Below are 13151 nucleotides of genomic sequence, written 5' to 3'. Positions count from 1 at the left end.
AGCCAAACATTTCTACGATTACATGGACTGGCGAGCCCTCTCGTGTCCTTGATACAAATCAAAGCCTGGAACTCGGGCCTATTGCCGTCGCAACGGCGCCAACCGTGCCCTTTGGTTGCCGGCCTCACCTGCTTCCTTCCAGCTATATTGTTAAGAAGCCGGGGGATAAGCTAGACGACAATTTTGATTAGAAAATTTTACCTGATGACACCGACTAATCCGCGGGAGAATGCTATCCCTGCGAACATCGTTCCGATCCGATGTGCTTGTCTGCGATGACGCCGGCCACAGCCGGCGCCAGCAGAATGTGCGATCTGTCCCGCGGACGCTCCCAAGCCTATTTCACCCCTCCCAACCGATTGGCACTGAGCGCCGTTGCCATCTTTCCGGCCTCTGCCTATTGTCCGCAAGCATGTCGCGCGCGGTAGCGCCCATAAGACGGATGTGACGACGATGACGAAATCCCGGCTCATACCCCTGTCGATCGGCCTGCTGCTGGCGCTGCAGATGCCTCAGCTTGGCCATGCCGGCCCGGCCGAGGATGCGCTGGCGGCGCGCAACCCCGCGCTTGCGGCGCTGCGCCAGCATGACGAAAAGGCCTTTGCCGCAGCCACTGCGATCATCGCAGAACACGAAAGCGCCAAGGGGCTGACACCCGGTCAAGGCAAACTCCCGGACGCGACCTCGCCCGGCCGCGACATGGGCTCGGGCCCCGGCAATGAATTCACGGTCGATAATCCGGATATTCTCTGGCTCTATAATTCCTCGCCCGAAGGGATGAGCGACCTGATCTCGATTTTGAAATCAGCCGGGCAGAAACCCAAGAACTAAACGCAGGTCCAAAGTCGAAAAGACGAGATCCGGCGGCTGATATTGCCGATCCAGAAGTCTTGCGCACGTCTTTTCCGGGACGGTTTCTTCGCGGCTCCAAATAATTTGTAACCCTCCCTCAAGCAAGACAGGCAAAGCCATCCCAATTTCGCCGGTCGGTGCTATTCTCATCTTCAACACAGTGTGAGATTGTTCGAAGAGGAGGTTTTCCCATGTCGCACCGCAAAGCCATCCTAGCCGCAGCCACCTTCCTCTCGTTCTTTGCGGTGGTTCCCGCCGTCGAGGCGCAGAACGAACGCACACTGACCGAGGCGCCGGCACAGACCGGCCCTGTCAGCATCACCTTCGATCGCGCCGAGGCCAAATACGCCATCGGCGAAGTCGTCGGCCTGTTCATCCAGTCGACTGAGAACAGCTATGTCACGGTACTGAACGTCTCGCCGAACGGTTCCGTCATCAAGCTTTTCCCGAACAAATATCAGACCGATGCCCTCGTCGGCCCCGGCAAGCGCGTGCAGGTGCCGGATCCGGCCAGCGGCGCCCGGCTGCAGGTCTCCGGCCCCGTGGGTCAGGAGCAGATCAAGGTCTTCTATTCCTCCAAGCCGCTGACCATCTTCGCCGATCTCGGCGGCAGCGGCAGCGGCATGTTCCGCTCGGTCGACGGCGGCATGGATGCCGTGTCCCGCAGCCTGGAAGAGGCCCGCAGCCTCGGCACCAAGATCAGCAGCAAGACGCTGATGCTGACGACGGTCGACAGCCCGGCGGCTCTGCCGCCCGTGGCCGCCCCGCCCGTCGCAGCCGCCCCCGCAGCAAAACCGGTCGAACAGGCAGCCAAGCCGCCGAAACCGGCAGCCGCTCCGAAGCCGAAACCGGTGATCAAACAGGAAGCCGCCAAGAAGCCGGAAACGGTCGACAAACCGAAGGCAGCGCCAAAACCGGTCGCGCCGAAGCCTGTGGAGCAGGCCGCACAACAGCCGCCGAAGAAATACAAGATCGTCACCAATCTGGCGCCCGGCCAGGAGCTTGCCGCCGACGAGCTGCAGTTGATCGGCCCCGCCGACACCACCTCGTCCACCCGGCCAACGCAGTATAAGCAGCCAGCCCAGACGTCCCAGACGAAAATGCCGAAGCTGCCGATGCCGCAGCTGAAGATGCCGCAATTCAAACTTCCCGGCGGCTTCAGCATCAAGATGCCGCAGCTCAACCTCGGCCGCTCGGCCGAACCCAGCCAGGCCGGCGAGGATATCGAAGTGGCGAATGCCGATACACCTGCCTGCACCGCCCTTCTCGACAAGCTGAACACCGCCGTCGCCGCCAAGGATATCAATGCCGCCGCCTCCGAGGCCGATGCGATCGCCGTCAGCGCCGAATGCGGCCAGTTCCAGGTCAATGCCCAGCGCCGCGTTGCAGCCCTCAGGCTCGCCGCCGCCCAGGAGATGATGGCCGCCAACCAGCCGGTCGCCGATTACGAGCCGCTGCTGGTCGCCGCCGACAGTCCGCAGGTGCTCTGGCAGGCCTCCGCCACGCTCGGCGAGATCTATTTCTCCGCCCGCCGCTTTGCCGATGCCGCCGCCGATTACCAGCAGGCAATCGAGATCATCAAGAACGAGACCCGCACCCCCAAGGCGCCGCCGGCCGACACGATCTCCGACCTCATCCAGCGTGCCGCCCAGGCCCGCATCCTGGCCGCCAACCCGACGAGCGACAACCCTGAAGGCAGCTTCGTGCCGGCCGAGAAGGATCACCGCAGCGGCGTGCTCGGCGGCATCTATTCCGAAAATGTCCGCGGCATCGTGCCGGTGTCCATTCCCGTGCCGATCACCTTCGACTTCGACAAGTCGAGCTTCACCTCGATCGGCACCGAGGCCGCCGAGGAATTGCTGGAGGCGCTGAAGGAGCAGAAGCCCGGCCGCATCATCCTGATCGGCCACACCGACCGGCGCGGCGGCGACGACTATAATCAGAAGCTCTCCGAACGCCGCGCCCAGGCGGTGGCCGATTTCCTGAAGAGCCACGGCATCGATGCCTCGATCGACGCCGAAGGCCGGGGCGCCTCCGAGCCGGTGGATGTGACGGCAACGGCAAACCTCACCGAAGACGATGTCGACGCGCTGAACCGCCGCGTCGAATGGCGCCGCGAATAGCTGGGGCGAGGGGAGTTTGGCCATGTCCGCATCCGTTTCCATGGCCGCCGCATTCGCCCTCCTCAGTCTGGCGGCGACAGAGACCCTGGCAAAAACCATCGAGGCGCCGGAGCGCGGCGCCGTCCGGGCAGTCCTGATCGGCATAGACCTTTACCGCAACGTTCCGCCGCTGCACGGCGCAGTCGCCGATGCCGAGGACCTTTCCCTTTCCCTGCGTTCGGTCGGCGTCGAGGACATGACGCTGTTGAAAAACGGCGAGGCCGACCGCCAAGGCATCTTCCATGCGATCGAAGCCGTGACGGAACGGGCAGGGACCGGCGATCTTGTCGTTCTCGGCATCGCCGGTCACGGCTCGAGCGAGCCGGAGCGCGTCAAGGGCTCGAAACCGAGCGGCCGCGACGAGGTCTATGTGCTCGCCGGCTTCGATACCCGCCTGCCCGGATCGCGCGAGCGCATCTTCGGCGACGAGTTCAAGGTGCTGATCCACAAACTGGAGGCCAAGGGCGCCGATGTCGTCTTCATCGCCGATACCTGCCATGCCGGCGGCATGACCCGCGATGTCGATCCGCGCGGCGCCGAGATCACTTGGCGCCAGGCGCCGTCCTATACGATCGAGGAGGACGACCTCGCGCCGATCTCGACGACGGCGGATGCGCTCTCCACCGGCTTCGATTTCAAGCGGCTGACCTTCCTCGCCGCCGTTGACGACAACACCAAATCGCCCGAAATCTCCATTCCCGGCATCCCGCAGAAACGCGGCGCGCTGAGTTATGCCACCGCCCGCGCCTTCGAAGGGGCGGCCGACCGCAACGGCGACGGCGCCGTCAGCCGCCGCGAACTCTTCGAATATGTGCGCCAGGCGGTCTATCAGTTCACCGACCAGCGGCAGAATATCTTCACCCAAAGCCCGCCCGGAACCGATCTCGACCGCGCCGTCGTCTATGATTACCAGGGGGCAGGGGCGCAGGCGGCGGCGGAAAAATCGAACGCTCCGCCGCCCGTCGAGCCCGCGCCGATCAGCATTGCCGCCCTTGGGGCCGAAGCGGTGCTACAGGGCATCGAGCCGGCCGTCACGCCGTTCAAGCTGACGGATGGCGTCCATGCCGAACTGGTCTTCGATCCCGAAAAGCACGAGGCGATTGCCGGCGGCGATGTCGTCGCCTCCGGCATCGGCGCCGGCGACATGCCTTTCGTCGTCGACCGGATGGCCGCGCTCGACACGCTGAAGCGGCTGTCGGAGGTCAATCCGCAGACCGTGCGCGTCACGCCGTCCGACACCGTCCACCGCGAGGGCGAGCGCGTCGGCGTCACGGTCTCCGATCTAGCCGGCCGCAAGCTGATGCTCTTCGACGTCACCGGCGATGGAACCGTGCAGTTCCTCTATCCCGGCGAGAAAGATGCCGAGGCTGAGATGCCTGCGAATTTCGACCTCGATCTGTCGGTCGTCGCCCCCTTCGGCACCGATCTGCTCGTCGCCGTCACCTCCGAAACCCCGATGCCCGAACTCGTCGAATTCCTGAAGCAGAACGACAGGCGCCGCACCGCCGGCAATATCGCCAGGCGGCTCGGCGATGTCCTGCCCGAGGGCGCCCGCGTCGGATTTTCCGTCCTCTATACCTCCGCCGGAGCCAAGCTATGAGCGCGTCGATCAGCAGCATCCTCAACGTTGCGGCCGTCATGCTTCTGCTGGCCTCACCGGTCCTTGCCCAGCAGGATACCGATTTTGCCGGCGAGGATGGCGGCCGCGTCATTGGCGGCCAGGCGGCGAAGAAGGGTCAATGGCCCTGGCAAGTGAAGATCCTGGCGCCCGATCCCGAACAGCGCGGCCGCTTCGGTGGCCACTGCGGCGGCTCGCTGATTGCGCCGCGCTGGATCTTGACCGCCGCCCACTGCGTCACCAGCGGCCGCTCCGGCAAGCAGGATCTCTTCGCCCGCGATCTGCTGATCGTCGAGGGCAAGTCGAAGATCGACAAGGTCATCTCGGTCGACGGGCCGGATAAACCCGGCCTTGCCGTCGAAGACGTCGTCATTCACGAGGATTTCGACCGCAAGATCTTTGCCAACGATATCGCCCTGATCAAACTTGCCGAACCCGCCATCTCCAGGCCGGCGGTCCTCGCCTCGGCCTCCGATGACGAGGTGGAGGCGGCCGGCCATAAGGCTGTCGTCACCGGCTGGGGCTACACCAAGGCCGATCACGGCTGGGACGACAAATACCTGCCGACCGAGTTGCAGGAAGTCGAGCTGCCGATCGTCCCGCGCGAGGATTGCCGTGCCGCCTATCGCGACAGCTCGATGCGGATGAACCCGATCGACGAACGCAATGTCTGCGCCGGTTATGCCGAAGGCGGCAAGGATGCCTGCCAGGGCGACAGCGGCGGGCCGTTGGTGGCCCAGCGCCCGGACAAGAGCTGGATCCAGCTCGGCATCGTCAGCTGGGGTGCCGGCTGCGCCGAGGCCGAGCACTACGGCGTCTATACCCGCGTCGCCGCCTTCCGCGACTGGATCGCCGCTAAGACCGATGGCGACGTGCCGAATGTCGAAACGCCGGCCGCCGATCAGGTCGCCTCGACCACCACCGGTCTCGGGAGCAAGCTCAGACAATCCGGCCAGAAACTGGCGAACCTCGCCATCACCACCCCGCCCGCCGGCGATACCGCTCCTGCCGCCACGAGCGAAACGCCCGCCGACAATACCGCGCCGACCACCAAGCCTGCCACCGAAGAACCCGCTGTCCAGCCACCTGTTGCCGAGGCACCCGCTCTCCAGGCACCCGGCATCCAAGGCTCCCCCGGCGACCGCGTGCTGCTGATCGGCATCGACGATTACGAGATGCGCGAGGCAAAACTCACCGGCTCCGCCAGCGACGTCAAGGCGATGCAGCTCTTCCTGGTGAAGACGCTCGCCTACCGCCCGGAACAGATTCACACGCTGACCAATCGCAAGGCCACCCGCGAGGCGATCCTTGCCGAAATCGACGACTGGCTGGTGCGCCAGTCGACGCCTGGAAGCCGGGTCTTCCTCTATTTCAGCGGCCAGGGCTCGGAGGAAATGGGCGCCGAGGAAACAACCAGCCCGACGCTTGTCGCAGCCGACGCCAAGCTGGTGCGCGAGGCCGGCAAGGTGACCGTCACCAACCAGATCCGCGAAACGGAAATCGCCGCGCGGCTGAACAGCCTCAAGGACCGCCGCGTCACGCTGTTGATCGACGCCTGCCATGTCGGGCCCGGCAGCCGCAGCGCGGTGGCCGCCCCCTCCGGCTCCGTGCGCTGCCTCGGCCCGGCGCTGGCCGAGCTCGAACCGCCGAACAAATCCGGCAAGGAGGCGAAATTCTCCTTCGGCGGCGAAAACGCCATGGTCTGGTCGGCGGTCAACTCAGGCCAATGGGCGCTCGTCGACCGCGAGGCCAGGCCGCCCGTCGGCGTCTTCACCCGCCGCTTCATCGAAGGTGTGCAGGATGGCGTGGCGCGGGCCGCCGACAAGCCGAATGTCAGCAACGCCGCCCTGCTCGATTATGTAAGGCGCAAATCCGACGAATATTGCCGGACGCATGCGCAGGATTGCCGCTTCACGCCGGTGCCGCAATTTTATGGCCAGCCGGATGCGCTCGGCCGCGATGTCATCACCGGCGAGGAGGCGAAAACCCCGGTCGCCGCCGTCGAGAATACGCTGAAGACGGACAATGAGGCGGGCGTCGCCGTCGACGTGCTGCCCGGCACCTCGGTCGGCATCGGCGACAAGGTGGCGATGCGCGTCTCCACGAAGAAGTCCGGTTACCTGATCCTCGTCGATATCGACGCCTCCGGCAAGCTGACCCAGCTTTACCCGAACAAGCGCTCGATGGGGCTGAAACCGACCGCCAAGAGCGGCGACAACCGGCTCGATCCGGCCCGTCCGGTCGTCGTGCCGGATGCGCGCAATCCCTATACCGGCTTCGAATATGTGGTGGAGGGGCCGGCCGGCGTCGGCATGGTCGTCGCCATTCTCAGCGACAAGCCGATCGAAGTGCTCGACCTGCCGGATGTGCCGACGCCGCTCGTCGGCCAGCGCGCCGCCTTCAACTATGTCTACGATCTCGCCCGAACATTGAGGATCGTCGGCGACGACGAGAGCGGCGCCCAGGGCAAGTGGTCGTTCGATTCCAAATTCTACCGCATCCGCTGAAGAGGAGGGAACCCATGCCGAAATCCACTCTGCTGGCGGGTCTTGCCGCTTCGCTGCTGACGCTTGCCCCAGCCCATGCCGACGACTCCGGCGACGGCAAGGCGATGCTCGCCGCGCAGGCGGGGCTTGCCGCCGAACTGATCGACCGCACGCTGGCAAGGGAGGGGGCCGCCAATATCATGGTGTCGCCGGCAAGCCTTGCCGCAGCCCTCGGCCTTGCCAGCCTCGGCGCCTCCGCCGAAGGCAAGGCCGCAATCGCCAAGGGCCTCGGCTTCGGCAGCGAGGTGAAGGGGCCGGAAACGGTGCTTGCCGCCATGAGCCCGGAGAAGCCGGCAGCCGCGGATGCGCCTCTGGCGACGGCGGTTGCCATCGTCTTCGACGACAAGCTGGCGCTCGCCCCCGACGCGCTTTCCATGCTCGCCACCCACCGGATCAAACCCTCGATCGAAGATCTCGACGGACCGGCCTCGGTCGAGCATATCAATGGCTGGGTCAAGGAGACGACGCGGGGCGCCATTCCCGCCATCCTCGACGCGCCGCCCGGCGGCGGCTTCGTCAGCCTGGGCGCACTCTCCTTCAAGGCGCGCTGGAAGACCTCCTTCGAGAAAGAAAGCCCGGCAAGCCCCTTTCAGCGGCCGGACGGTTCGACGATTTCGGTGCCGATGATGCATCTTACAGGCGATGGGCAAAAATTCCGCTTCGACGAGAAATACGCCGCCGTCGATCTTGCCTATGCGGGCGAAAGCTACAGCATGGTCGTGGTGGCGGCGCGCTCCGGCAAGGGGGTCGGCGGAGCCGACCTGAATGCCTTGACCTCCTGGCTGCAGGGGAAAAATTCGAACCTGCCAAGGGTGAAATCTTCCTTCCCCGCTTTTCCCTGAGCGACGGGCGTGATTTGATGCCGGTGCTCAATCTGATGGGCCTGGCGGCCGGGAAGGCCAAGGATGCGGCTTTCCCGGGTTTCACCAAGGAAAACATTCGCTTGTCGCGCGTTCTTCAGAAGACGATGATCAAGCTCGACGAAAACGGCACGGAGGCGGCGGCAGCCACGGCAGCAATCACCGAACGCAGCATCGATCCGAAACTCGTTCGCGTCGTCGCCGATGCCCGTTTTGCCTTCGCGCTCAGGGATACAAGAACCGGCCTGGTGCTCGCCGCAGGTCTGATCGGCGATCCGCTTCTGGCAGGCGAATAGAATGCGGTTTCATGGAATGCCAATGATTGCAGGGGGACATGTGCATGAGAAGTGATCTGATCGCCCGCTACACGATCGGCGAGCCGGTCTATGAGAACGAGTTCATCGTCTATCCCGCCCAGGACAAGCGGATGGACCATGCGGTCTTCATCGTCGCCCCCGATGTGGCGCTGAAATTGGACAAGGCGCGTTTCGAGCGGGTCTGGACCTCCATCAATGAGGCGAAATCCCTGACCGCACGGCGCTTCGTCGAAATCGAGGATCTGATCCCGCCGTCGCCGGAAGATGACAATTTCTATATCGTCGAGAAGCGGCCGTCGAAGACGCTGCACCAGTATCTCGACGAAACCGAGATGGTGGCCTATGAGCGCGCCGCCGAAATCGGCCGCCACATCCTCGAGGGCCTGGCGACGCTGCACGGCGCCGGTTACGCTCATAATGCCCTGACGGACCAGTGCATCTATGTTTCCGAGGACTATTCCGGCCTGTCGGTCCGGATCGGCAATCTGCACCTGATCTCGAAGATCGGCGAGCACATCATCCCGCCCTATGTGCCGGAGTTCGGCGCGCCGGAGATCTATGCCAGCGGCACCTTCTCGGCCTCCGCGGCCCTCGACATCTATGCAATGGGCATGATCGCCTACAAGCTCTTCCTGCCGCGCCAGACCTATAACAGCGTCTTCGACAGCGTCATGGTCTGGGAAGACGAGCACCAGCGCGAGCAGAGCTGGAAGAACATCCATCTCGATCCCTCCAACATCTTTCCCCGGCTCGACGTGCTGACCCCCGGCTTTCCCGAGGGTCTTGCAAGCCTGATCGAAAGGATGCTGAGCCGCGACCCGGCCCAGCGCCCGCGCACCGGCGCCGATGCGCTCGGCGAATACACGAGGGTGACGACAGGCATTCAGCCGATGTCCTGGGATCCGCGCGGCGGCATGCCGCAGCAGCCGGAGGTGCCGAAGCCGAAAAAATGGACGCCTGTCAAAATTTCGATGATCGCAGCGCTGCTGTTGATCTGCATCGGTGTCGGCGTCGTCACGATCCCGAAACTGCTCCGCCCGGATCCGAAACTCGTCGCTGATGTCGGCACCTGGAAGAAGGAAGCCGAAAGCCGCAAACAGAAGGCGATCGCCGCCAAGGCGCCGGAACGCCCGGCCAGCGACCAGGCCAAGCTTTCCTACGACACCGGTGCGGCGGCGCTGACCTCCGCCGATGCGCTGCTCAAGGACGAAGACTATGAAAAGGCCCTTCCGGGCTATCAGTCTGCCGCCATCAATCTCGGCAATGCGCTGATCGCCATTTCGAAGGAGAATGCCGAGAAGGCGAAAGCGTCAGCCTCGGCTGCCGGCGGCGACAAGGCGCCGAGCTTCGCCGAGGCCGACGCCAAGCTGAAGGCTGCCGCCGACAGCGCCGCCGCCAAGCAGATGCACGGCGCCATCGACAATTACGACGCCTCGAAAGCGGCTTTCGACGATCTCGCCAAGGCGCTGACGGCGCTGGCAGCGGCCGAAAAGAACGCGGCGGCAAAGCGCGAAACCGTCAATCGCATCGGCGCCGGCGATAGCCCCGACGTTGCCAAGGCGAGCGGCCTGATGACCGATGCCAAGGCCAAGGCCGAGCAATGGCAGATGCCGGCGGCGACCTCGGGCTATGGCGACGCCGCCAAACTTTTCGACGCCCTCATCGCCGACGTCATGGCGGCAAAGGACGAGGCGACGGCGCTGAAGCTGAAGGTCGCCGATCTCAACGCCTCGATCGCCACCCGCGCCGGCGCGGCCGATCCAACGCTTGCCGCACTCGCGCCGAAAATCGGCGAGGCCGATGGCCGCTATAGCGCGGAGGCCTATAAGCTCGCCGTCGTCGCGTACAAACCGATCCTTGCCGATCTCGAGGCGCTGTCGGCGCGCGGCTTCTGCCCGGTTTCGCCGACCCTTGCCTTCGAGCAAGTGCCGGCGGGAAGTTATTCGCTGGAGAATGTCCGGCTGATGACCGCCTCGATGAAGGAGCTCGGCGGCATGCTCGGCGTCGCCAATGGCGCCGTGAAGGTCGAAAAATCCTTCTGCATGCAGGCAAAGGCCGTCACCCGCGCCGAGATGGCGGCCTATTACACCGCCAACTCCGATCCCGCCTCGGCACAGGCCTATGCCGACAACCCCGAGCAGCCGGCTGACGACGTGCCGCTTGCCGTGGCGCAGAACTATACCGCCTGGCTGTCGAAACAGCTGAACGCCCCCGTTCACCTGCCGTCGGCAACCGAATGGATGGCCAGTGCGACAAAGATGGAAACGGAAAAACTGCCCGACAATGGCGACATCCTCCTGCAATGGAGCGCCACCCCCTGCGAAGCCGGCGGCAACGTCGCCTTCATGGCGCAGGAAGGGTCGACCTTTGTCGTCTGCTCCGACGCATCGGCCGGCGGCATCTTCCGGGTCACCGCCGAATTGCGGTGACTGAACCGACGGGTGGAGATCGAAAGGGAAGAAATCCCGCATGCCTCAATCGGTGCAACACGTGTCGACGCAGCGTTTGAAAATGAGGTTGCAGGGCGCCCTTTTTCCTCATTCGGCAGCCTCGCGCTCAAGCGGTACGCTTCACGAAATTTCAATTCCAACTTTCATAAAATGCGCGTATATAAAAAGTGGGGATTGCAGTATTCCCGCCTTGAGGGGTCGAGGATAATGTGCTGGAACACATCAGCAACATTCACGCCGGTCGGTTTTGCTTTGCGAGGTCGGGCATCTCGCAAGATCGTATGGACGCTTGGAGACGCGGCGCGTCTCCTGATGAACGACTGGCCTTTCGATGACGGCGAAGAATATGTGGCTGCCGTGAAAGCCTGCGTCGACGCCATCAGCGGCAAAATTGCCCCGGAACAATTCCGCGAAGCGCTTCTGCGCGCGGCCGAAGAGGCCGGTATCGCCGCTCTCTGTCTGGTCCCGCAGGGCGTGGCAGTGCGACGACCGGACCTGCCGTCGAAGGCGCAAAGATAGCCCCGATTGGGACCTCACGTTTGTGCCAGCAGCCGACATCCAGGGATGGATTCATCACCGTTGTCGCCGTGCCCGTAGGGCGGATGAGGGGGCCACACGGCACGACTTTCATGATCTCCAGCGATTTTAGCGACACCAAGGCCATATCCCTTACTGATCGGCCGGGGCTTCGCGGATCTGCATGATCTTGTCGATCAAGCCCCATTCCAATGCTTCTTGCGACGTCATGAAGCGGTCGCGGTCCATGGCGCGTTCAAAATCCTCATAGGAGCGCCCGCAATGTTCGGCGTAAAGCCGCGTCATACGCTGCTTTGTTTTCAGGATTTCCTCGGCGTGAATTTGCATATCGGTCGCCTGCCCCTGAAAGCCGCCTGATGGCTGGTGGATCAGGATGCTTGCATTTGGCAGGGCGGCCCGCTCGCCCGGCTCGCCCGCCATCAGGAGAAACGATCCCATGGAGCGAGCCGTGCCCATGCAGAGCGTGTGAACCGGCGCGCGGATGTAGCGCATGGTGTCGTACATGGCGAGGCCGCTGGTCACGACGCCGCCCGGCGAATTGATATAGAGGTAGATCGGCTTTTTGGGGTTTTCTGCTTCCAGAAACAGGAGCTTGTGCGCAGACGAGGGCCGAAACGGTGTCGTTCACCTCGCCATTGAGGAAGACAATCCGCTCGCGCAGAAGCCGGGAATAAATATCGAATGATCGTTCTCCCCGGCTGGACTGTTCTACGACCATAGGGACGAGCTGCATCGCTTCGCGCATCGGCGACCTCCACTTCCAGATTTTTAGGGTGAGGCTCGCCGCGTCAGGCGGCGAGCATGAGGGGCGGACTGTTGCTGTTCGCCGGCGCTCTTGTCATTCCATCGAGTCTTGCATCCGTCAGTACGTGGACGATCCGAAGGCAGGTTCCGCCCGTGGCATTCGGGGTGATCGTGAACGTCACGGTGCTTTCAAGGAATGGTGGGCTGTCGTCGCGCAGCTTGTAGCGGACTTCTTGGCCGGGGGTGACGGCGATCGCATCGGAATCGGCCAATGCCTCCTTTGGCAACCACCTTTCCCGAAATTCGGGAATACTGAGCGCGCGCCAGACCTTGTGCGGCGGATCGCCCAAGTCAAATTCCAGCTCGACGCCGCTATCCTGCTCCTCGATCTTTTGTTCGTTCATTGATCCATGTCCTTCAGCAAGACCTTAAGAGCTGCGATACGGTCGGGCCAATAGGCGCGATACTTCGCCAGCCATTGAGCGATCAGAGCCAGCCCCTCCGGATCGACTTCGTAGTTCACGAAACGCCCCTGCCGTTGTTCCCTCACGAGCTTTGCACTCCGCAGAACCGCAAGGTGTTGCGACATTGCCGGCTGGCTGATCTCCATGCCGTTGCGCAAGGCGCTGGCGTTCATGCTCCCTGCCGCCAGCTTCTCAAAGATCGCGCGGCGGGTCGGGTCTGCCAAAGCCCGGAAAAAGTCATTCTCGATCATGCCGACACATAAGCATACACTTATCTGATTTGCAAGCTTCTTTTCGTGGCGGCTTTCTGGTGTCGCTGCGAAGATAGCTCGTCAGTCGAGGGGCAAACCCGCCTTGGACATCACGTTTGCGCCCACAGCGGACGTCAGTTCATAAGCGACGTATGTCCGAGTTGGGGCCGAAGGAGACTGGCCGCGTCTGGAGAGCTAGCCAGAAATGCAGGCTTAGCGCAGTGCAGTTCGGGTCTCCCCCGGTGCCATTTCGCGAACAGAACTGGGCACTTCCGCCGAAGCCCCGCTCGACCCCATCACCAGACATTCAAGAACCGTCTGCTTTCCGTGGTACAGATTTCCGTGTCGTC

The 13151-nt window shown here is 63.5% G+C and carries 8 protein-coding genes and 2 pseudogenes; 7 read left to right on the top strand and 3 right to left on the bottom strand.

The window, feature by feature from the left end; translation table 11 throughout:
* Positions 1–453 precede the first annotated feature (453 nt).
* The 7 genes and pseudogenes from MF410_RS26350 (at position 454) to MF410_RS26320 (ending at position 11324) form a co-directional block, all read left to right on the top strand.
* Complete coding sequence (locus MF410_RS26350) at positions 454–831, top strand: hypothetical protein (protein WP_239620505.1); 378 nt, start codon at positions 454–456, stop codon at positions 829–831.
* 212 nt (positions 832–1043) lie between these two features.
* Entirely contained in the window at positions 1044–2975 is a 1932-nt protein-coding gene (locus MF410_RS26345; RefSeq protein WP_183854750.1) for a DUF4384 domain-containing protein, read from the top strand.
* Positions 2976–2997: 22 nt separating this feature from the next.
* Entirely contained in the window at positions 2998–4614 is a 1617-nt protein-coding gene (locus tag MF410_RS26340; RefSeq protein ID WP_183854751.1) for a caspase family protein, read from the top strand.
* Positions 4611–7139: a trypsin-like serine protease gene (locus tag MF410_RS26335; protein ID WP_222134833.1), complete on the top strand. Its 2529-nt coding sequence runs from the start codon at positions 4611–4613 to the stop codon at positions 7137–7139. The genes MF410_RS26340 and MF410_RS26335 overlap by 4 nt, the downstream gene beginning before the upstream one ends.
* 14 nt (positions 7140–7153) lie before the next feature.
* Positions 7154–8334: pseudogene (locus MF410_RS26330) on the top strand (serpin family protein).
* Positions 8335–8378: 44 nt separating this feature from the next.
* A complete protein-coding gene (locus MF410_RS26325) occupies positions 8379–10784 on the top strand; it encodes a serine/threonine protein kinase (RefSeq protein ID WP_222134831.1) in 2406 nt (801 codons plus the stop codon).
* Positions 10785–11012: 228 nt separating this feature from the next.
* Positions 11013–11324, top strand: coding sequence for a DUF982 domain-containing protein (locus tag MF410_RS26320; RefSeq protein ID WP_222134880.1), 312 nt, complete (start codon positions 11013–11015; stop codon positions 11322–11324).
* A gap of 150 nt (positions 11325–11474) precedes the next feature.
* Here MF410_RS26320 and MF410_RS26315 read toward each other — a convergent pair.
* From MF410_RS26315 to MF410_RS26305, 3 genes and pseudogenes are all read right to left on the bottom strand, one after another.
* A pseudogene (locus MF410_RS26315) lies at positions 11475–12087 on the bottom strand (ATP-dependent Clp protease proteolytic subunit).
* A 43-nt stretch (positions 12088–12130) separates the two neighbouring features.
* Positions 12131–12490 carry an SRPBCC domain-containing protein gene (locus MF410_RS26310; RefSeq protein ID WP_131710754.1) on the bottom strand — a complete coding sequence of 120 codons (360 nt, stop codon included), beginning with the start codon at positions 12488–12490 and terminating at the stop codon, positions 12131–12133.
* Positions 12487–12801, bottom strand: coding sequence for a metalloregulator ArsR/SmtB family transcription factor (locus tag MF410_RS26305; RefSeq protein ID WP_012555415.1), 315 nt, complete (start codon positions 12799–12801; stop codon positions 12487–12489). Before MF410_RS26305 ends, MF410_RS26310 begins: the two co-directional genes overlap by 4 nt.
* Positions 12802–13151 lie beyond the last annotated feature (350 nt).

This window comes from Rhizobium sp. C104 (assembly GCF_022354505.1).
Lineage (GTDB): Bacteria > Pseudomonadota > Alphaproteobacteria > Rhizobiales > Rhizobiaceae > Rhizobium > Rhizobium redzepovicii.
This window is presented reverse-complemented; position numbering and strand designations above follow the sequence as displayed.